We start from the raw sequence: 22,214 nt of genomic DNA on the forward strand, positions 1-22,214 counted from the left end.
ATGCAGCTGCCTTCGCCACTGATTTCTATCGCTGAATCTGCCGTACAGAACGCCCAAGACGCAGGTTATTTTCCCCTTTGGCCCGATGAGGTTGCGCAGCAATTTCGTTATGTGGCGGGCTTAAGCCAATTTATAACCGAAGCCATTCATCGCGATGAAGTCCTAGCCCGTGAGTTGCCAAGTATGTTAGCGCAGCCAAGTCGTCAGGAGTCTTACCGCTCACGCCTTGCTGAACTGTTGGAACAATGTCCTGATGAGATGTCTGGTCATCGCGTGTTGCGTCAGTTTCGCAACCGAGAAATGGTGTACATTGCGTGGAAGGATTTCACGCATGCATGGTCTCTAGAGACGTCTTTAAGCCACTTATCTGAGTTGGCAGAAGCGATGATTTTTGAAACCTATCAATGGCAATATCAAGTGTGTTGTCAGGAGTGGGGCACGCCAACAAGTGAGGACGGTGAAGTGCAGCCGATGTTAATTATCGGCATGGGGAAACTAGGTGGTGGCGAGTTAAACTTTTCTTCCGATATTGATCTAATTTTCACGTATCCAGAGAATGGCGAAACCCAAGGCGCACGCCGCAGCATTGCCAATGCCCAGTTCTTTACTCGTCTTGGTCAACGCATCATCAAAGCGCTCGACCAACAAACCTTCGATGGTTTTTGCTACCGCGTCGACATGCGACTTCGCCCATTTGGAGAAAGTGGCCCCTTGGTAATGAGCTATGCCGCACTTGAAGATTATTACCAAGAACAGGGGCGAGATTGGGAACGTTACGCGATGATCAAAGCTCGGGTGATGGGATGTGAGATGTACCCGCAGTATCAAGAGCTACGCCAAATGCTGCGCCCTTTTGTTTTTCGTCGTTATATTGATTTCAGTGCGATTCAATCTTTGCGACGAATGAAGTCGATGATCAGTAGCGAGGTTCGCCGCCGAGGGTTGAATAACAACATTAAGCTAGGTGCGGGTGGCATCCGAGAAATTGAATTTATCGCTCAAGTTTTTCAATTGATTCGAGGTGGTCGAGAGCCTTCTTTGCGTAATCGAGGGCTGTTGGAAACGCTGCAAGGCATTGAAGAACTGGCATTGCTTACTCCAAAAGAAATCAGCGATCTAGAAGCTGCATACAAGTACTTGCGTCAATTAGAAAACTTGTTGCAAGCAATGGCGGATAAGCAAACCCAGACGCTGCCTGATTGCGAAACCGAACGCTTAAAGCTCGCCACTGCGATGAAAATGAGCTGTTGGGAGCAATTAATTGAGCAAACCCAGCAGCATATGGCAAATGTTCACCAAGTTTTTGAATCACTAATTGGTGATGATGAAGAAGACGAGGGGACTACTGTTGCTCGTCATTTTCATGAGCTATGGGATATGGCCGACAAACAAGACGTTCTTGAGCATATCTTGCAGCAGGATATTCAGATTGAAGACTTTGCTTCATGCGCGAAAACCATCATCAACTTTAAAACCGATCTGGCCAAAAAAACGTTAGGCCCACGTGGACGCGAAGTGCTCAATCGTTTGATGCCGAAAGTGTTTGATGCGGTCTTTGCCCATCCTGATGCACAGTTTGGTTTATCTCGTGTACTTCACTTGCTACACAACATCTGCACTCGCACGACTTACTTGGAATTATTGGATGAGCATCCAGCGGCTCTGGTGCAGCTCGTACGTTTGTGTACCGCAAGCCCAATGATTTCAGAGCAGCTGTCTCGTTATCCTATCTTGCTTGATGAGTTGATCGACCCTGCGCAGCTGTACAATCCCATTCCATTAGACAGTTACCGTACAGAGCTACGTGATTATTTGGCGCGTATTCCTGAAGATGATATGGAACAGCAAATGGAAGCGTTGCGTCAGTTTAAGCAAATTTGTATTTTGCGTATTGCAGCGGCAGATATTGCTGGCGCATTGCCAGTGATGAAAGTGAGTGACCATTTAACTTATTTAGCGGAAGCTATCGTTGATGCGGTGATCAGTCAGGCTTGGTTGCAAGTGTCTGAAAAGTACGGCGAGCCAACGCATGTGAAAGATCGTGAAGGTAAAGGCTTTGCTGTAATTGGTTATGGTAAAGTCGGAGGGTGGGAGCTCGGCTATAACTCCGATTTGGATATTGTCTTCATGCATGACTGCCCAGTCAATGTCTACACTGACGGCAAGAAAGAGATTGATGGTCGTCAGTTCTACCTTCGTTTAGCACAGCGTATCATTCATATTTTCTCCACTCGCACCGCTTCCGGTATTTTATACGAGGTCGATACCCGATTGCGTCCGTCCGGTGCATCGGGTTTGTTGGTTAGCCCAACGGACGCGTTCGACGACTATCAACATCAAGACGCGTGGACATGGGAGCATCAAGCACTTGTCCGCGCGCGCATGATTTATGGTGATGAACCACTGGCAATTGCATTTCACAATACGCGGCATGATGTGCTGTGCAAAGCACGCGATCAAGCTGAACTGAAAAAAGACGTTGTCGAAATGAGAGAAAAAATGCGCGGTCATCTTGGGGGGAAAAAGCCAGGCCGCTTTATGCTCAAGCAAGATGTAGGTGGGATTACCGATATCGAATTTCTCGCTCAGTACCTAGTGCTCAACTATAGTCACGATAAGCCGAAATTGACGCGTTGGTGTGATAATGTGCGCATCTTTGAAACGCTCATTGCGCAAGATGTTATGGACGAAGACCAAGCAATGCAGTTGATACGTGCTTACACGACAATGCGCAACGAAATACACCGCCGAAATCTACTCAATTTAGACGCTGATGTGGTGGAAGATAAGTTTGTTGCCGAAAGGGAGTGGGTAAAACAGGCTTGGAATCAGTGGTTCAGTTAAGACCATATATTTAGCCTCGATAAGGGCTGTGATAAACTCACTTCGATTTAATTTTTGGAGACCAACAATGAAACCAATTCTACCTGATTACAACAGCGCTGGTGTGCTCATCATCGGTGATGTCATGCTAGATCGTTACTGGTATGGCCCAACCGGGCGCATTTCTCCTGAAGCGCCGGTTCCTGTTGTAAAAGTAGAAAACAATGAAGAGCGTCCTGGTGGTGCTGCGAACGTTGCGATGAACATCGCATCATTAGGTGGCCATGCTCACATTGTTGGTCTAACTGGGGAAGATGAGCCTGCAAAAGTGCTGACGGAGACGCTGAGCTCGCTCAATGTGAAGTGCGATTTCGTTGCGCTGCCTGATTACCCAACGATTACGAAGCTTCGTGTAATGAGCCGTGGACAACAGCTTATTCGTCTCGACTTCGAAGACAAGTTTGAAAACACAGATTCTGCGCCAGTGTTATCTCGAATGGATGCCGCACTGCCAAACGTTAAAGCCGTGATTATGTCTGACTACGCAAAAGGTTCGTTAGAGCATGTTCAGGCATACATTCAAAAAGCGCGCGCAGCAAATATTCCGGTTTTCATTGACCCGAAAGGTGCTGATTTTGAACGCTACCGTGGCGCAACACTTCTTACGCCAAACATGAAAGAGTTCGAAGACGTTGTAGGTAAAGTGAAATCTGACCAAGAGCTAGTAGAGAAAGCACTGGCTTTGGTTGAAGAGTTTGAATTTGAAGCGCTTTTAGTGACACGCAGCGAAAACGGAATGACCTTGATTCGTCGTGGCCAGGAACCGTTCCACCTTCCAACTCAAGCGAAAGAAGTGTACGACGTGACAGGTGCGGGCGACACGGTTATCTCTGTATTGGCAGCGTCTGTTGCCGCAGGCAAATCATTTGAAGAAGCGTGTGCACTAGCAAACGCAGCGGCAGGTGTTGTAGTTGGTAAACTAGGCACGTCAACGCTTTCTGAGATTGAATTAGCAGAAGCGGTACATGGCAGCCAAGACACGGATTACGGTGTGATTTCAGAAAAAGCACTGATCGAAGCGGTGAAAAAAGCACGAGCTCGTGGCGAGAAAGTCGTTATGACAAATGGCTGCTTTGATATTCTGCACGCTGGGCATGTGTCTTACTTAAACCATGCTGCTGAACTGGGCGATCGCCTAATCGTTGCGGTAAATACCGATGAGTCAGTAAAACGCCTTAAAGGCCCTGGTCGTCCGGTAAACCCAACCGATCGCCGCATGGCGGTGTTGGCAGGTTTGGGCGCTGTGGATTGGGTTGTACCATTTAGTGAAGATACGCCGCAGCGTTTGATCTCAGAAGTTCTACCAAGCTTGCTAGTAAAAGGCGGTGACTACAAACCAGAAGAGATTGCTGGTGGTAAAGAAGTCATTGCGGCGGGTGGTGAAGTTCGTGTATTGAACTTTGAAGATGGCTGCTCGACCAGTGAAATCATTAATGCAATCAAAGGCGGTAAGGGCTAAGCCTGCTGTTTGTTAGCATTGAAATGCTATTTGCTCATAAAGGTCGCTAAGTGCGGCCTTTTTGATACTTGATGCTCAGAGACACTTATAGGCTCTGAACTATAAGTAATAAAAAACGCCAGCTGATAACTCAACTGGCGTTTTTTATTTATTAAGGCCTGAAGTATTCAGTTCGCGGTTATTTTGCCGCTTTCAAACCTGCATCAACATCCAAGATGTCTTGTTCGCTTAGCGTACCAACGGCTTGGCGTAGCTGAAGAACACTTAAAATGTAGTCGTAACGAGCGTTCGATAGGTTTTTGTTCGCATCGTATAGACGACGAGTCGCGTCCAGTACATCAACGATAGTACGAGTACCTACATCAAAGCCAGCTTCTGTTGCTTCTAGTGCAGAGCGTGCAGAAATAACCGCTTGCTCATACGCACGTAATGCGCCGATAGAGGCGTTAATGTTGTTGTTTTGTGCGCGAACATCTTTTACTACGCTACGGTACTGTGCTTCAAGATCTTCGCTTGCTGCCACGTACGCGTATTCAGCCTGTTTGGTTTGAGAGGTTACGTTACCACCTGTGTATAGCGGTACTGCAAGGTTCACACCAATATTGAAGTTGTCTGTCGTGTTATCACGAGAGCTATGAGAAGTATCACCGTAGTTGTAACCACCATCTAGAGAGAGCGTTGGTAGGTGGCCAGAGCTTGCTAGTGAAATATTGTCACGCGCAATGTCTTGAAGAATACGTGAAGATAGCAAGGTCAGGTTTTTGGTTTTTGCTTCATCAATGAGCGATTCAGCTGGTACGGTCGATGGGCTAGCAGTGAAGCGGCCAGTGTCCAAAATGTTGAGATCTTTGTGCTCTTGGCCTGTAATTTCACGCAGTGACTCGTAGCTATTAGTGAGCGCGTTTTCTGCCAACACTTCGTCCGCTAGCACTTGGTCGTACTGAGCTTGTGCGTCATGCACGTCAGTGATTGCAGACAAACCTACTTCAAAACGCTGTTTAGTTTGCTCAAGTTGACGGCCAACCGCGGCTTTTTCTGCACGTACGAAAACAAGATTATCTTGTGCGCGTAGAACTTCAAAATACGCTTGTGACACGCGAAGAATCAGTGCCTGTTGCGTCGCTGCGTAAGTTGCGTCTGCTTGGCGAGCACTTTTCTCAGCAGTATCTAGAGAGATCCAAGATGCGCGGTTGTAAAGTGCTTGTGAAAAGCTAACGCCAGCGGTTAGTGCGTTGCCATCGTTTGATACGTCGCTAATTAGATTTGAATCGTATTCAGTATCACCACGAGTTAAATTGTAACCCGCAGTAAGGTTAATTTGTGGTAATAGAGCACTACGGCTTGAGGTGATTGCTTCGAAAGCTTGGTCACGTTGTGCTGCTACACTGAGCAATTGTGGATCATTTTGTTTTGCCAAGTCGTAGATTTCAGCCAAAGAGTCTGCGAACGCAGACGTACTCATGCTACCTAGCGCTGCACTGATAAATAGTGGAAGCAATTTTTTCATTTTCTATTCCCGCGGTCCATAGATTGGTTAATTCTCAGTAGTTTAACTCAATTTGCACGATATTTACTCTAAAGTTTGCACTTTTTTACACGTAATTATCCACTTGTGCAATAAATTTTTAGCAAAGACTTAAATTAATTTGTAACTATTATACAAAAAGTTGAGCCAAGTCCTTTGAGCAAGCGAATAACAATGAGTAAACTACAGGATTCACTCAGAGAGGTGTTGAATGCAACAGCGTGACAAACAACAACAAGATTTTACTTCGCGAGATGTAAAAGTCATCTCGAAAGAAACCTTATTTGAAGGTTTTTTCAAAATGGTGAAATACCGCTTTCAGCATAGGCTATTTGCTGGTGGTTGGAGTGGAGTTGTCGAACGAGAAATGTTCGAGCGTGGTCACGCAGCAGCGATGCTTCCTTATGATCCAAAGACGGACCAGGTCGTAATCATTGAACAGATTCGTATTGGCGCGTTGGAACATGAACACCCTTGGCAGCTAGAAATTGTCGCCGGTATGATTGACCGCGATGAATCTGCTGAAGCCGTAATTCGTCGAGAGGCTGTCGAAGAAGCGGGGATTCAGGTGGGGCGCGTTATACCTGTCACTTCTTATTATCCTTCGGCTGGTGGTTGCTCGGAAAAGCTAGACGTCTTTGTTGGTGAAGTGGATGCGTCTAAAGCGCACGGCATTCATGGTTTAGACTATGAGAATGAAGATATCCGAGTTCATGTCATGAGTCGTGAAACGGCGTATCAATGGGTGAAGGACGGAAAATTTGAAAATGGTGCGTCGATTATTGCGTTGCAATGGCTGCAATTACACCATCAAGAGTTAAAGTCAGAATGGGGACTATCCCAAACGGTGGAGAGTGAGTAATGGCACAATTGGCTGAAAAACAGAGATATCATGTTGATTTAGCTGGTCTTATGAGAACGTATGAGACCAACTACGCTAAATTGAATGCCTTATTGCCTGCTTCTGCTGAAGTTGGGGATGTACGTTGCTACCAAGCGGCGAACATGGTTTACCAATTGACCGTGAATGAAATCACAAAATACACCACAGTTGTTGAGATATGTCAGAGTGATGAAACGCCAGTGTTTCCTTTACCGACGATGTCTGTCAGGCTTTATCATGATGCGAGAGTAGCCGAAGTATGCTCAAGCGGAGAGTTCTCTCGCATAAAAGCTAAGTATGATTATCCCAATGACCAACTGATGCAGAAAGATGAAAAGCATCAATTAAACACATTCCTCGGTGAATGGCTGACGTTTTGTTTACGGAGTGGTATCAGTAGAACACCACTTGCCTTCAATTGATCGTCACGTCACTAAAGGAAAATAACAAATAACGATATAGTGGACGAATCAGGTTTTCATTTTGCAATCATCTAGTGACAGCATCAAACTTTTACAAATTACGGATACTCATCTGTTTGCTGCCGATGAGGGAAGTTTGCTAAGCGTAAAAACAGTCGATAGCTTCAATGCTGTTGTTGCTGATGTTTTACGCCGCAACGTGGCGTTTGATTACATCTTGGCGACGGGCGATATTTCCCAAGACCATAGTGCAGAATCTTATCAGCGCTTTGCCAACGGCATTGAACCGCTAGAGAAAGACTGTTTTTGGCTACCTGGTAATCATGATTACAAGCCTAATATGGGCAGTGTTTTGCCTTCGCCACAAATCAAAGCCGCAGAGCATGTGTTGCTTGGCGAGCATTGGCAGTTAATTCTTTTAGACTCGCAAGTGGTTGGCGTTCCTCATGGGCGCTTGAGCGATCAGCAATTAACGCTACTCGAAGAAAAGCTAGCCGAACACCCAGAAAGACACACACTTGTTTTGTTGCATCATCACCCGTTACTGGTCGGAAGCGCGTGGCTTGATCAACATACTTTAAAAGATGCCGAAGCGTTTTGGCAGGTTGTCGAGCGTTTTGATAACGTGAAAGGTATTCTCTGTGGTCATGTTCATCAAGATATGAATGTGCTTCACAAGGGCATTCGAGTGATGGCAACACCCTCAACTTGTGTTCAGTTTAAGCCTAACTCGGATGATTTTGCCCTTGATACCACTTCGCCTGGTTGGCGGGAGCTGCAACTACACGCTTGTGGCGATATTACGACCCAAGTAGGTCGGCTTCCTGATGGCCAGTTCCAACCAGACTTCTCTTCTAACGGCTACTAACGCGCCCGAGCTCTCTGTTTGGGCTCGCTTTTTTGTGCGAGATATCTATGAGTAAACCTTCACTTCTTCTCTATATCCATGGCTTTAATAGCTCTCCACTCTCCATGAAAGCGAATGTGATGCGAGCCTACTGCGAGCAACATAGGTCTGATATCAAGGTGATTGTTCCCCAGTTACCTTGTTATCCTCAGCAAGCAGCGAAAATGTTGTTGGATATTATCGAGCAATATAAAGACGACTATAAAATTGGTCTAGTGGGCAGCTCATTAGGCGGTTTTATGTCAACGTGGCTAAATGACAAGTTTGGGTTTAAAGCGGTAGTGGTCAACCCTGCAGTCAAGCCTTATGAGTTGCTAGTAGATTATTTGGGTAAGCAAACTAACCCATATACGCATGAAACCTATACACTTGAAGCTTGTCATATTGACGAGTTAAAAGCTCTTGATGTACAAAGCATCGCGTCGCCACATTCTTTTTGGTTATTGCAACAAACAGAAGATGAGGTTTTAGACTATCGACAAGCGGTAGATAAGTTTGCAGACGCTAAGCAAACAGTAGAACAAGGCGGTGATCACAGTTTTGTAGGCTTTGAGCGTTATCCTGCACAGATTATCGAATTTCTAGAACTGTAATTCGAAAGCGATTGGAAAAGGCTCATAGTTTTTATTGATATATCCAACCGTTTCTTGACATGGGCGGTATGCTTTCCGACTATGTTTTGCCAAAAGATCTTAAGGGTCGAGGACCCTGGCTACTTTGTTATGCATCATGTTTACAAACTCTTAGTGGTGTGAACAGGGTGGCTTTTTCGTTTCCTGAGTATGGGTACGCCCATTGGTGATACTCAGGCAACAAGTAAACTTTGAGAATAATTCCGTATTATGACTGAACAATATAATGCTGGTGCCATTGAAGTACTGAATGGCTTAGAGCCAGTACGTCGCCGACCAGGGATGTATACGGATACAGCGCGCCCAAACCATTTGGGCCAAGAAGTTATCGACAACAGTGTCGATGAAGCGCTAGCCGGACATGCCTCAAAAGTACAAGTCATCCTACATGCTGACCAATCACTCGAAGTGATCGATGATGGTCGAGGCATGCCTGTTGATATCCACCCAGAAGAGAAAGTATCAGGCGTAGAGCTAATTCTATGTAAGCTACATGCGGGTGGTAAGTTCTCTAACAAAAACTACCAATTCTCTGGTGGTTTGCACGGGGTAGGTATATCTGTAGTAAACGCGTTGTCAAAACGCGTTGAAGTAACAGTTCGTCGTGATGGTCAAGTGTATGAAATTGCATTTGAACACGGCGAGAAAGTGTCTGATCTGACCGTAACTGGCACATGTGGTCGTCGCAATCGCGGTACCAGCGTGCATTTCTGGCCTGATGCGAAGTACTTCGATTCGGCTAACTTCTCTGTGACGCGCCTAGTCAACAACCTGCGCGCAAAAGCGGTTTTGTGTCCGGGCTTAGAAATCACATTAACCGACAAAGTTAATGGCAAAGACTATAAGTGGTACTACGAAGATGGTTTGAAAGACTATCTTGCGGAAGGTGTAAAAGGCTATCCAGTTATTCCTGAAGAACCATTTACTGGTGAGTTCTTGGCGGATACTGAAGCGGCAAACTGGGCGGTAATTTGGCAGCCAGAAGGCGGTGAGATGATCACCGAAAGCTACGTTAACCTAATCCCAACCGCTCAAGGTGGTACGCACGTTAATGGTTTACGCCAAGGCTTGTTGGAAGCGATGCGCGAATTCTGTGAGTTCCGTAATCTATTACCTCGTGGTGTGAAGCTAACGGGTGATGACGTTTTCGACCGCTGTTCTTACGTGCTGTCGGTTAAAATTCAAGATCCACAATTTGCAGGCCAGACCAAGGAACGTCTCTCTTCTCGTCAAACCGCGGCATTTGTCTCTGGCGTTGTAAAAGATGCGTTCAGTCTTTGGTTGAACGAAAAGCCTCAGCTCGCAGAGCAATTGGCAGAAGTCTGTATCGCTAACGCGCACCGTCGTATGCGAGCGGCGAAAAAAGTCGTACGTAAGAAAGTGGCGTCCGGTCCGGCACTGCCAGGCAAGTTGACCGACTGTTCAGCACAGGACTTAAGTCGCACTGAAATCTTCTTTGTGGAGGGTGACTCTGCGGGTGGCTCAGCAAAACAGGCACGTGACCGTGAATTCCAAGCTGTGATGCCACTGCGTGGTAAGATCTTGAACACGTGGGAAGTCTCTGCCGATCAAGTTCTTGCGTCTCAAGAAGTACACGATATCTCAGTTGCTTTGGGTATTGACCCAGATAGCGACAACCTCGAGAGTCTTCGTTACGGTAAGATCTGTATCCTTGCCGATGCGGACTCGGATGGTCTTCACATCGCAACGCTGCTTTGTGCTCTATTTACTCGTCACTTCCGCGCACTAGTGGAAGCGGGTCATATCTATGTGGCGATGCCGCCTCTGTATCGAATCGACTGCGGGAAAGAAGTGTTCTACGCCCTCGATGATGATGAAAAAGATGGCATTTTAGAGCGCTTGTCGAAGAAGAAAGCCAAAATCAACGTGCAACGATTCAAAGGTCTGGGTGAGATGAACCCACTTCAGTTGCGTGAAACCACCATGGATCCGAACACGCGTCGCTTAGTGCAGTTAACCATTGACGACTCTACGGCGACCATGGAAATGATGGACATGCTGCTAGGTAAAAAGCGTGCAGATGACCGTCGTTCTTGGCTACAAAACAACGGCGACTTGGCAGAGGTGTAACGGATGTCTACAGAAATTACCTACGATGGCGTCGAACAATTGCCAATGCGCAAGTTCACTGAAGACGCTTATCTGAACTACTCGATGTACGTAATCATGGACCGCGCCTTGCCATACATTGGTGATGGCTTAAAGCCGGTTCAACGACGCATCATTTATGCGATGTCAGAGCTTGGTCTCTCTGCATCAGCAAAATACAAAAAATCTGCACGTACCGTTGGTGACGTGTTAGGTAAATACCATCCGCACGGTGATTCAGCGTGTTACGAAGCGATGGTATTGATGGCTCAGCCATTCTCTTACCGCTATCCATTAGTGGATGGTCAAGGTAACTGGGGTGCGCCAGATGATCCGAAATCATTTGCGGCAATGCGTTATACCGAAGCAAAACTGTCTAAGTTTGCTGAAGTATTGCTTGGCGAACTTGGCCAGGGCACGGTTGAATGGCAACCTAACTTTGATGGCACAATGAAAGAGCCACAAATGTTGCCAGCACGTCTGCCTCACATCCTGCTCAACGGTGTAACCGGCATTGCCGTTGGTATGGCAACAGACATCCCACCGCACAACGTTCGTGAAATCGCAGATGCGACTATTCATTTGATCGACAACCCGAAAGCAGAACTGCCGGACGTGATGCAGTATGTCAAAGGTCCAGATTACCCAACAGAAGCAGAAATTATCTCGCCGCAAGCGGATATCGAGAAGATTTACCGCAACGGTCGTGGCAGCATCAAAATGCGCGCGGTTTGGCATAAAGAAGGTTCTGATATTGTTATCACTTCTTTGCCTCACCAAGTATCGGGTGCCAAACTGCTTGAGCAAATCGCTAACCAGATGCGTGCGAAGAAGCTGCCAATGGTTGACGATCTTCGTGACGAATCGGATCACGAGAACCCAACGCGTATTGTTGTGGTGCCTAAGTCAAACCGCGTCGATTGTGACTTGTTGATGAACCATTTGTTCGCATCAACGGATCTTGAGCGCAGTTACCGCGTTAACTTGAACATGATTGGTTTGGATAACCGTCCTCAAGTTAAAGGTCTGGTGCAAATTCTGTCTGAGTGGATCGAGTTCCGTCGTACGACTGTGCGTCGTCGTCTACAACATCGCCTAGACAAAGTAATGGCTCGTCTACACATCTTGGAAGGTTTGTTGGTTGCTTACCTCAACCTAGATGAAGTGATTGAGATCATCCGTACTGAAGACGATCCAAAAGCGGTGCTGATGGAACGCTTTGGTATTACCGATATCCAAGCGGATGCAATTTTAGATACCAAACTTCGTCATCTAGCAAAACTAGAAGAGATGAAGATCCGTGGTGAGCAAGACGAGCTAGAGAAAGAGCGTGAGAAGCTAGAACAGCTACTCGGTTCTGAGCGTCGTCTGAACACACTACTGAAAAAAGAAATCAAAGCAGACGCAGAGAAATACGGTGATGATCGTCGCTCTCCAATGGTTGAGCGTGCAGAAGCAAAAGCGCTGACTGAACGTGACCTCGTACCAAGTGAGCCAATCACGGTTGTGCTTTCTGAGAAAGGTTGGATTCGTCACGCGAAAGGCCATGACGTGGATGCCGAAGGCTTAAACTATAAGTCGGGTGATAAGTATTTAGCGCATGCTCGAGGTAAGAGTAATCAGCCTGCGGTATTCCTAGGTAGTGACGGTCGAAGTTACTCTCTGGAATCGCACTCACTGCCTTCTGCTCGTAGTCAAGGTGAGCCGATTACCGGTCGCTTGAATATTACGGCTGGTAGCAGTATTCGCCAAGTCATCATGAGTGAAGAAGATCAGCTGTGGCTGGTGGGCTCAGATGCAGGTTACGGCTTTGTATGTAAAGGCGCGGACTTGCTGTCTAAAAACCGCAGTGGTAAAGCGCTCGTCACTTTACCTGCCAACTCTGAGATCATGACGCCAAAAGAGATTGAAGATTTAGACTCTGATGAAATCTTAGCAATCACTAACCAAGGTCGCATGCTGCTGTTCCCAATCAAAGACTTGCCACAACTGGCGAAAGGTAAAGGGAATAAGATCATCAACATTCCTGCTGCTAAAGCAAAAGAGCGAGAAGAAGTACTATCTCACTTAATGTCTTTACCAAAAGGTGCATCGTTAACGCTGTACGCGGGTAAGCGAAAGTTGGGTCTTAAACCGTCTGACCTTGATAACTTCCGTGGCGAACGTGGTCGCCGAGGTGGGTTATTACCGAGAGGTTTGCAGCGAGTCACTCGCATTGAAGTTGAGCTAGATGATTCCGATACGACGGAAACACCGAGCGATAGCGAGTAACGCACAAATAAAAATCCCAGCCAATGGCTGGGATTTTTTATGCTTCTTGCTTGTCTTCAGCAATGGTGACTTTCAAGGTCATCTCTTTTCCTTTACGAATGATACCGACGTCCACGGTGGTGCCAGGCCGTAAATCGGTGACGATATCCATAACGCTCTGACGTCCCTGAACTTTATTGCCATCAATACTGATAATGATATCTTGTTTTTGAAAGCCAGCCGCATTGGCTGGACCATTTGGATCAATACCAAGTACGACAATACCACCTATGTGTTCATTTCCAAGTAGGCGAGCAGTGACCGCATTAATGTCTTGGCCGTCGATTCCAATATAACCACGAATCACGCGGCCATCAGCGATGATTTTCTGCATGATCTTACTGGCTAGCGGCGCAGGGATAGCAAAAGAAATACCGTAAGTTTCTAAGTCTGTTGCTTGCTGAAAAGAGGCGGTATTAATGCCGACGAGCTCGCCTTGTGTGTTCACTAGGGCTCCACCAGAGTTACCTTCATTGATGGCTGCATCGGTTTGAATGAATGCTTGACGACCATCGCTAATAGATGAACGACCTGTGGCAGAAATAATGCCGAACGTTGTGGTTTGTCCAAGGTTGTATGGGTTACCGATGGCTAGTACTACATCGCCCACTTGTGGTTTGTAATTAGAGTTCAGAGGGATTACGGGCAAATTCGAACCTTCGACACGCAGTACGGCTATATCAGTACGTTTATCTGTCCCTACGAGCTGAGCCGCTGCGGCTCTGCCGTCTTGTAATGCCACAACAATTTGATCAGCTTGAGCAACCACATGATAGTTAGTAATGATGTAGCCTTTCTCACTAACAATGACACCTGACCCCAGACCTTGAGTCGAGAGTTTACTGCGATCATTCTCAACATACTTACGACTGTAGATGTTTACCACGGCAGGCGCTGCTCTTCGGACTGCTTGATTAAACGTCAACTCGACTGATGCGATATTAACAGGTTGAGGATCAAGCGCGGCAGGAATTACGTTGTTGCGCAAAGATGGAACCGCCAGTAATACCACTGCGGCAGTAGCCAAGCCTAAAAAGACAGAACGTAATAAAAAGCTGAGCATATCCTCTCCATGCGTGAGCGCCAAAATGGCATCGAAGATGAAGAATAGCATTACATTGAAAAATAACAAAAGGGCAGCACGTCATCGCGCTGCCCTTTTCATTAGTTATTGAGTGATAAGGAAAAGTGATCGAGCCTTATCACTCAGTACTATGCATCGAAAACCTTATTTCCTATCACTTTGAAAGTGGTTAACGAATGACAAGATAAATAGTACGTTCACCACGTTGAATATTAAGAGCCAGTACACCTTTGTGTTTCTCTACGATTGTACGAAGCTCGGCAAGGTTTTTCACTCGTTGACGGTTCACACCGATAATAATGTCACCTTGTTGTAATTGATATTGAGCAGCCGGAGAGTTATCTGCAACGCTCGATACTTTAACACCTTGGATTACATCACTTGGTGTTGTATTGCTTAATTCCGCACCTTTGAGTCCCTCATGTAATGTCTCCGCTTTAGCTTTCATATTCGTAGATTCGCCAAGCGTTACATCAAAGGTTTTATTCTTACCATCTCGAACCACACCTAATGTGATTTCTTTACCTGCGCCCAGTGTTGCCACTTTTGCGCGGAGCTCTGAGAAAGTATTAATCGCTTTGCCGTTCACCGATACAATTACGTCACCGGCTTTTAACCCTGCTTTATCGGCTGCGCTGTCCGGTACGACTTGACCAATAAAGGCCCCTTTACTCGACTCGTAACCCAATGCATCAGCTAGCTCAGAGGTTACTTCGCCACCTTGCACACCCAACATGCCGCGTTTGACTTCACCAAACTCTAGAATTTGATCAGTGAGGTTTTTCATCATGTTTGATGGAATCGCAAAGCCAATACCCACATTACCGCCGTTAGGGCCTAAAATCGCAGTATTAATACCGATCAGCTCACCATTAAGGTTGACCAATGCACCACCAGAGTTACCGCTGTTAATTGCGGCATCGGTTTGGATGAAGTTTTCGAAGTTTTCAACGTTTAAGCCACTACGGCCAAGGGCTGAAACAATACCCGAAGTTACGGTTTGACCGAGCCCAAATGGGTTACCAATCGCAACCGTAAAGTCACCGACACGCAGTTTGTCGGAATCCGCGACTTTAATCTGCGTTAAGTTTTTCGCTTTCTCTAATTTAAGTAACGCAACATCGGCCATTTCATCACCGCCAACGAGCGTAGCGTCATACTCGCGCCCGTCAAAGAGGCGAACTCGAATCTCATCTGCGCCCTTGATCACATGGTAGTTAGTGACAATATGGCCTTTCTTCGCATCAATAATGACACCAGACCCTAAACCTCTGAACGGGCGCTCTCGCCTTTGTTCCATAGGAAAGTCTGGGCCAAAGAAAAATTGAAATTGCTCGGGAATGCGGCTGGTTTGTACTTGTTTACCTTCTACAGCAATACTCACAACAGCTGGGGTCACCTTCTCAAGCATTGGTGCCAAGCTAGGTAACTGTTGGCCATCCACATTCAAAGGTAATGCGGCAGTGGCTTGAACTGGGGCAATAATCGAACCCAAACTCAGAGATAGAACGGTGAGCGCAAGCAGTGGTTTTTTCATCCAATAACTCCTCTTGAAACATGTCTGCCAAAAAGAAATATCCGAACGTTTCGTTCACTTTGTTAATAACTAATATAGGGTCTAGTTCGGATAATCAAAAGGGGAGGCAGTGCACATCCAAGTTAGAGCGAAGGTGAGGTGAAAAAGTTCAAAAAAGGGCCGATACAAATGTATCGGCCCTAGATAGAAGTAAGAGAGGATTATGATGCTTTTGCGGTTACCGCTTCGGGAGCATTAATGATTTCTTTCTCTTGATCCTTCAAAAGACCGGTGGCGCCATTAGCGTAGTCTTTTGGTTGTTCGTTAAACTCTGGTTGATCTTCTGCAATGGTTTCAGATGACATTGCCGTTTTCTTATCAAACGGGTTGTCTTGTTCTGGTAAGTTTGGCAAAAGCTCAGAAGAGGTCTTGGCCATATGTTGGTATAGCTTGGTGTAATCTTTACCTAGGGTGTCCAACATTTCTGCGGTTTGTGCAAAATGATCGACGAGCTCTTGACGTTGTTGCTCTAATTCAAACTTGGCCGCTTCAAGTTCTTTCTGCACAGACTTTTGTTTCTTGTATTCAGGGGTGGTTAGTCTACTAATGACTACGCCTACGATTGTACCGACCAGCAAACCCACAATGGCATAAATCCAAGGCATAACTGCTCCTTATAGTTGTTTTAACAAGTCTTTTACTACTTAGTTACACGCGGTGCTCGTCCATGTTACTATGGCTTGAACAGCCGATAAAGAAAAATAGCAGTATGTCTTCGGGGACTGATAACTACTTCTCTCTATTCTCAAAGTTGACCCCGAGGTAACCCTTTTCTCTATACCTCTATACGACTTAATACGATGACACCACTACAACAATATCAAAAAGACATAGCAGAACACGGGTTTCAGCGTGATGAAGCTCAGTATCAAGCGGTCGTTGCATTAGACAAGCTTTACCATGCTATCGTTGAATTTCAGTCAGCGCCTGTGCCTCAGCTTTCCAAATGGCAAAAGCTAATGGGGAAAAAAATCGACAAGCCTGAACCACCAAAAGGCCTTTACTTTTGGGGTGGGGTAGGTCGCGGTAAAACCTACCTTATGGACGCATTTTTTGATGCTTTACCGACCCAAAGAAAAATGCGCGTCCACTTCCATCGATTTATGTATCGAGTACATGATGAGTTGAAGCTGTTAGGTGATGTCGAAAATCCTCTATCAAAAGTGGCGGATAAATTTAAAGAAGAAGCAGATGTGGTTTGCTTTGATGAATTTTTTGTTTCCGACATTACTGATGCGATGATCCTTGCAACGCTACTTCAAGAAATGTTCAAGCGGCAGATGATCCTAGTCGCGACTTCAAACATCGAGCCGCAGAACTTATATCGTAACGGTTTGCAAAGAGCGCGCTTTTTGCCCGCGATCGATATGATTTTGACACGTTGTGAAGTGTTGAATGTCGATAGTGGCGTTGATTATCGCTTAAGAACGTTAGAACAGGCTGAAATATACCATTACCCGCTTGATGAGCAGGCTAGCATAAACCTTAACAAATATTATCAGCAGCTGACTGGAGAGCGTCAGTTTGTTGCTCATCAAATCGAAGTTAACCACCGTCAACTAGCGGTGATTGAAGCAAGCGACGGGGTGCTGCATGCGTCGTTTGCTCAGTTGTGTCAAACTGCTCGCAGTCAAAATGACTACATTGAATTGTCTCGTATTTACCACACTGTATTACTGGCAGATGTTCAACAAATGAACCGAAAAATAGATGATGCGGCGAGACGCTTTATCGCGCTAGTCGATGAGTTTTACGAGCGCAATGTTAAGTTGATTATTTCTGCTGAAGTGCCAATGGCCGACTTATATACTGACGGGCAGTTAGAGTTCGAATTTAAGCGCTGTTTGTCTCGGCTTACTGAGATGCAAAGTCATGAGTATCTCGCGCGTGAACATTTGGCCTAGATCCAATGGGTTCTTAAAAAAGTGAAGAAAAAATTAGTGATTTGGCGCAAAAAAAGGTGATTTTTTCTTCGCTCTTCTCTATAATCCTGCGACCCACCGTTACTGCAGACCTGATTATCGAAGTTATTTCGAAATTGAAGGTCGAGAGTACCAACGACTCGAAGGGGTGATGACTGGGCTCTTAGACAGTGTGGGAGCACTATTGGGTGTTCCTTTAAAGTTTAAAATTTAATTAACGGGTTATTGTTAGCATGAAAACTTTCGTTGCTAAACCAGAAACTGTAAAACGCGACTGGTACGTTGTAGACGCTGAAGGTAAAACTCTTGGCCGTCTAGCAAGTGAAATTGCATCTCGCCTACGTGGCAAACATAAAGCTGAATACACTCCTCACGTTGACACTGGTGATTACATCATCGTTATCAACGCTGAGAAAGTTGCTGTAACTGGTAACAAAGCTAAGAACAAAGTGTACTACCGTCACTCTGAATTCCCAGGTGGTCTAAAATCTATCACTTTTGAAAAGTTGATCGATCGTAAACCTGAGATGGCTCTTGAGCTTGCAGTTAAAGGCATGCTTCCACGTGGTCCTCTAGGCCGTGCTATGTACCGTAAGCTAAAAGTTTACGCGGGCGCTGAGCACAACCATGTTGCTCAACAACCACAAGTACTAGACATCTAATTGGGGATTTCGAAAATGGCAGAGAATCAATACTACGGCACTGGCCGTCGCAAAAGCTCAGCTGCACGTGTTTTCATTAAACCAGGCAGCGGTAACATTGTAGTAAACAAGCGTAACCTTGACGAATACTTCGGTCGTCCAACAGCACGTATGGTTGTACAACAACCTCTAGAGCTAGTTGAACTAACTGAAAAGCTAGACCTTTACGTAACAGTTAAAGGCGGCGGTATTTCTGGTCAAGCTGGTGCTATCCGTCACGGTATCACTCGCGCGCTTATGGAATACGATGAGTCTCTACGTCCTGCTCTACGCGCAGCTGGCTACGTTACTCGTGACGCTCGTTGCGTTGAACGTAAGAAAGTTGGTCTACGTAAAGCACGTCGTCGTCCACAGTTCTCTAAGCGTTAATTTCCTCTTATCGGGAATTATGCTTTCAGAGTTACTCTGGAAACTGTGTACCAAAAGCTCGGCTCTATGCCGGGCTTTTTTGTATTTAAAGACATCATACTTGTCTTCAAGCAACGAACAGCCTTCACTTATCATCACACTCCGAGCAGGCCTTCTTATTCGTCCTCTTCGTCGAAAGGTTGTCAGTGCCGTTTTATATGTGTGCCTTATTTAATCGCGACTCACCACGCTTTCTCTTGCGATGCAGCATAGATGTATTCATCAGCAGGAATGTCTTTGTATCTTATTCTTCCTGTAACATGTTTTAAAATGACTTACGTTCCTTTTTGAGCATTCTGCGTGCTACAAAATTGAAAATATAAACACAGTAAGCTGAACGCGTAATACGAAATATTTCTCTGTGTAATTAACTGAAAACTACCAAGATAAAAGGTTTTATCCGCTTTCAGCGGGGCTTCTATGTGGTGCTTTCTTGTTACAAATCACATCAATTTTTTATAATTCTGCCGCTTTTGTGACGACGCGAGCGATTTGCCTCACAAATGTTACAAAAAGGTAGCTTTATCTTGTCAAAAAGTAGGGTTTTCTTTATCATTTCCCTCCAATAAATAGAACTAAATTCATTATTTGTTAGCCATGCTCTTATAAGCGGAATAATAACGATCCAAAGGGAGCAAATGGGAGAATGTTTGGATGAGCAACGCGCCTTTAAATAACGGTCGCAGGCGTTTTCTAACCGCTACAACGGCAGTTGTTGGTGGGTTAGGGGCAGTCGCCGTCGCCGTGCCTTTTATCAAATCATGGAATCCGAGTGCTAAAGCCAAAGCGGCGGGCGCACCGGTGGAAGTGGATATAAGTAAAATTGAACCAGGTCAGCTGGTTCGTGTTGAGTGGCAGGGAAAACCTGTATGGATTGTTCGCCGCACTCAAAGCGTTCTGGATAACTTAAAATCGATCGGTGATAAGCTTCGCGATCCACAATCTGAAATGGAGCAGCAGCCTGAGTACGCTCAGAATGAGTTTCGTTCGATTAAGGAAGAGTTTTTCGTCGCAGTTGGTTTCTGTACCCACTTAGGTTGTTCACCAACCTATCTACCTGACTCTTTCTCAGAGCAGGTGCAGGGCGTAAGATCTGGCTTCTTCTGTCCTTGTCATGGTTCTAAGTTCGACATGGCTGGTCGAGTGTTCCAAGGAGTACCTGCTCCGTTGAACCTTGTCGTTCCTAAGCACATGTATTTGAGCGATACCAAGCTCATTGTGGGTGTTGATGAGGGAGATGCATAATGCAAGCAATGTTAGATTGGGTTGAAAAGCGTATTCCTGCAATGAATGCTTATAAAAAGCATTTGTCTGAATACCCAATGCCTAAGAACTTCAACTTTTGGTACCTTTTCGGTTCTCTGGCGATGCTGGTTCTTGTTAACCAAATCCTAACGGGTATTTGGCTAACGATGAACTATGTTCCTTCAGGTGACGGTGCATTTGCGTCTATCGAATACATTATGCGTGATGTAGAGTACGGTTGGCTTCTGCGTTACATGCATTCCACTGGCGCGTCAGCGTTTTTCGTTGTTGTGTATCTTCACATGTTCCGTGGTTTGATCTACGGTTCATACCAAAAACCTCGTGAACTATTGTGGATCTTCGGTATGTTGATCTTCCTTGTTCTCATGGCTGAAGCGTTCATGGGTTACCTACTTCCATGGGGTCAGATGTCATACTGGGGTGCGCAGGTAATCATTTCCCTGTTTGGTGCTATTCCTGTTATCGGTGATGACCTAACGCTTTGGATTCGTGGTGACTACATCATCTCTGGTGCAACGCTAAACCGTTTCTTCGCACTACACGTTATTGCCCTGCCTATCGTTTTGCTTCTTCTTGTTGTTTTGCACGTATTGGCGCTGCACGAAGTAGGCTCAAACAACCCGGATGGTATCGAAACTAAGCTGCCAAAAGGCTCAATGGGCGACGATTACAAAACGCAATTCAAGTTCCACGATTACTACACGAAGAAATATGACATCATTGATTCGATTCCTTTCCATCCGTACGGCACGGTTAAGGACTTGGTTGGTGTCGCTGGTTTCTTGTTCTTCTTCTGTTACGTGCTGTTCTTTAACCCAGAGATGGGTGGGTACTTCCTTGAGCCGCCTAACTTTGAAGCTGCAAACCCACTGAAGACACCAGAGCATATTGCTCCGGTATGGTACTTCACGCCGTTCTACGCAATCTTACGCGCGGTTCCAGACAAACTATTAGGTGTTATCCTAATGGGCGCGTCAATTGCAGTGCTGTTTGTTCTACCTTGGTTGGATCGTTGTAAAGTTCGTTCATACCGTTACCGTAGCAAACTTCATCTATTGAATATTGTACAGTTCACTATCGCCTTTATCGCTCTGGGTATTTTAGGTGCGTTACCTGCGACACCAACGTACACACTACTATCTCAGATCTTTAGCTTGTGTTACTTCATGTTCTTTGTGTTGCTGTTCTTCTACAGCAAAAATGAAGCAACCAAACCATTACCAGAGAGGGTGACATTCAAATGAAGAAGTGGATTGTAATTCTATTTGCTATGTTGCCATCACTAGCGATGGCAGCTGGGGCCAATGTTCCGCTGGATAAAGCGAATGTTGACCTTACGGATAAAGCTTCGCTACAAAACGGCGCGAAGTTGTTCATGAACTACTGTTTTGCTTGTCACTCTACGCAATACCAGCGTTACGAGCGTGTAGCAACAGACTTGGAAATTCCAACAGACTTAATGAAAGAAAACCTGATTTTCAATCCTGAAGCGAAAATCGGTGATCTAATGGTCAATGCTATGCCACCGAAGCAAGCGGCAAACTGGTTTGGTGCTCCACCACCAGATCTTACGTTGGTTGCACGAGTTCGTGGTGCTGATTGGTTATACACTTACTTACGCTCTTTCTATGTTGATCCATCTCGTCCATTCGGCGTGAACAACATCGTCTTCCCGAGTGTTGGTATGCCGCATGTGCTTGAAGAGCTACAGGGCATTCCGACGCCGATTTACGATACGAAAATCTTAGATGGCGAAGAAGTACAAGTTGTTGTTGGTACTGAAACCGATGGCACGGGTGAGCTGAGTGAAGGCGAATATGACAAAGCGGTTGGCGATCTCGTTAACTTCTTAGTTTATTCAGGTGACCCAGTGCAGCTTGAGCGTCATGCTCTAGGCTGGTGGGTAATGGGCTTCTTAGTGCTTCTAACCATCGTTGTTGTGATGCTCAAGAAAGAGTATTGGCGCGATGTGCATTAATTGTGCTAAAATACCGTGCTAATTCCCAATTTTAATTGATGTACAATGGAGGCTTAGCCTCCATTGTTTTTATTTTTCAGCCCTAAACCACCTACTTCAGTAGGTGGTTATCATCCGTTTCGGCTTTGCCTGTAAAACTACTCATGCTA

General features: G+C 45.7%; 18 protein-coding genes. 14 read left to right on the top strand and 4 right to left on the bottom strand.

Going from position 1 to position 22,214, the window contains the following annotated elements; genetic code table 11:
- Positions 1-2,844: a bifunctional [glutamate--ammonia ligase]-adenylyl-L-tyrosine phosphorylase/[glutamate--ammonia-ligase] adenylyltransferase gene (gene glnE, locus R7Q48_RS17425; protein WP_213962860.1), complete on the top strand. Its 2,844-nt coding sequence runs from the start codon at positions 1-3 to the stop codon at positions 2,842-2,844.
- A gap of 67 nt (positions 2,845-2,911) precedes the next feature.
- The gene (gene hldE, locus R7Q48_RS17430) at positions 2,912-4,342 is read left to right on the top strand and encodes a bifunctional D-glycero-beta-D-manno-heptose-7-phosphate kinase/D-glycero-beta-D-manno-heptose 1-phosphate adenylyltransferase HldE (protein ID WP_017633601.1); all 1,431 of its coding nucleotides are present in this window, start codon (positions 2,912-2,914) and stop codon (positions 4,340-4,342) included.
- 178 nt (positions 4,343-4,520) lie between these two features.
- On the opposite strand, the gene tolC is transcribed toward hldE, so the two are convergent.
- Positions 4,521-5,849, bottom strand: coding sequence for an outer membrane channel protein TolC (gene tolC, locus R7Q48_RS17435; protein WP_005379884.1), 1,329 nt, complete (start codon positions 5,847-5,849; stop codon positions 4,521-4,523).
- 229 nt (positions 5,850-6,078) lie between these two features.
- Between tolC and nudF the strand changes: the two genes are divergently transcribed.
- The 6 genes from nudF (at position 6,079) to parC (ending at position 13,091) form a co-directional block, all read left to right on the top strand.
- Positions 6,079-6,729: an ADP-ribose diphosphatase gene (gene nudF / locus R7Q48_RS17440; RefSeq protein WP_005379881.1), complete on the top strand. Its 651-nt coding sequence runs from the start codon at positions 6,079-6,081 to the stop codon at positions 6,727-6,729.
- Positions 6,729-7,172: a DUF1249 family protein gene (locus R7Q48_RS17445; RefSeq protein ID WP_005379879.1), complete on the top strand. Its 444-nt coding sequence runs from the start codon at positions 6,729-6,731 to the stop codon at positions 7,170-7,172. Before nudF ends, R7Q48_RS17445 begins: the two co-directional genes overlap by 1 nt.
- Positions 7,173-7,233: 61 nt before the next feature.
- On the top strand, positions 7,234-8,040 hold the full coding sequence (gene cpdA / locus R7Q48_RS17450; protein ID WP_005387419.1) for a 3',5'-cyclic-AMP phosphodiesterase: 807 nt from the start codon (positions 7,234-7,236) through the stop codon (positions 8,038-8,040).
- Positions 8,041-8,087: 47 nt separating this feature from the next.
- Positions 8,088-8,672, top strand: coding sequence for an esterase YqiA (gene yqiA, locus R7Q48_RS17455; RefSeq protein WP_005379875.1), 585 nt, complete (start codon positions 8,088-8,090; stop codon positions 8,670-8,672).
- A gap of 249 nt (positions 8,673-8,921) precedes the next feature.
- Complete coding sequence (gene parE, locus R7Q48_RS17460) at positions 8,922-10,802, top strand: DNA topoisomerase IV subunit B (protein ID WP_005387417.1); 1,881 nt, start codon at positions 8,922-8,924, stop codon at positions 10,800-10,802.
- A gap of 3 nt (positions 10,803-10,805) precedes the next feature.
- Positions 10,806-13,091: a DNA topoisomerase IV subunit A gene (gene parC / locus R7Q48_RS17465; protein ID WP_017633605.1), complete on the top strand. Its 2,286-nt coding sequence runs from the start codon at positions 10,806-10,808 to the stop codon at positions 13,089-13,091.
- A gap of 37 nt (positions 13,092-13,128) precedes the next feature.
- On the opposite strand, the gene degS is transcribed toward parC, so the two are convergent.
- The 3 genes from degS to zapG all read right to left on the bottom strand — a co-directional run bounded on the left by degS (position 13,129) and on the right by zapG (position 16,395).
- Entirely contained in the window at positions 13,129-14,193 is a 1,065-nt protein-coding gene (gene degS, locus R7Q48_RS17470; RefSeq protein WP_017633606.1) for an outer membrane-stress sensor serine endopeptidase DegS, read from the bottom strand.
- A 190-nt stretch (positions 14,194-14,383) separates the two neighbouring features.
- A complete protein-coding gene (locus R7Q48_RS17475) occupies positions 14,384-15,751 on the bottom strand; it encodes a Do family serine endopeptidase (protein ID WP_025768400.1) in 1,368 nt (455 codons plus the stop codon).
- Positions 15,752-15,951: 200 nt separating this feature from the next.
- A complete protein-coding gene (gene zapG / locus R7Q48_RS17480; protein WP_005379861.1) occupies positions 15,952-16,395 on the bottom strand; it encodes a Z-ring associated protein ZapG in 444 nt (147 codons plus the stop codon).
- Between the two features lie 195 nt (positions 16,396-16,590).
- On the opposite strand from zapG, the gene zapE reads away from it, so the two are divergent.
- From zapE to R7Q48_RS17510, 6 genes are all read left to right on the top strand, one after another.
- The gene (zapE, locus tag R7Q48_RS17485; protein WP_151514440.1) at positions 16,591-17,694 is read left to right on the top strand and encodes a cell division protein ZapE; all 1,104 of its coding nucleotides are present in this window, start codon (positions 16,591-16,593) and stop codon (positions 17,692-17,694) included.
- A 251-nt stretch (positions 17,695-17,945) separates the two neighbouring features.
- Positions 17,946-18,374: a 50S ribosomal protein L13 gene (gene rplM / locus R7Q48_RS17490; RefSeq protein WP_005372872.1), complete on the top strand. Its 429-nt coding sequence runs from the start codon at positions 17,946-17,948 to the stop codon at positions 18,372-18,374.
- A gap of 15 nt (positions 18,375-18,389) precedes the next feature.
- Complete coding sequence (gene rpsI, locus R7Q48_RS17495) at positions 18,390-18,782, top strand: 30S ribosomal protein S9 (RefSeq protein WP_005372876.1); 393 nt, start codon at positions 18,390-18,392, stop codon at positions 18,780-18,782.
- 693 nt (positions 18,783-19,475) lie between these two features.
- Positions 19,476-20,066, top strand: coding sequence for a ubiquinol-cytochrome c reductase iron-sulfur subunit (gene petA, locus R7Q48_RS17500; RefSeq protein WP_005372877.1), 591 nt, complete (start codon positions 19,476-19,478; stop codon positions 20,064-20,066).
- On the top strand, positions 20,066-21,331 hold the full coding sequence (locus tag R7Q48_RS17505) for a cytochrome b (RefSeq protein ID WP_005372880.1): 1,266 nt from the start codon (positions 20,066-20,068) through the stop codon (positions 21,329-21,331). Before petA ends, R7Q48_RS17505 begins: the two co-directional genes overlap by 1 nt.
- A complete protein-coding gene (locus R7Q48_RS17510; protein WP_213877066.1) occupies positions 21,328-22,065 on the top strand; it encodes a cytochrome c1 in 738 nt (245 codons plus the stop codon). The genes R7Q48_RS17505 and R7Q48_RS17510 overlap by 4 nt, the downstream gene beginning before the upstream one ends.
- The last annotated feature ends 149 nt before the right edge of the window (positions 22,066-22,214 follow it).

This window comes from Vibrio sp. 378, from assembly GCF_033339435.1.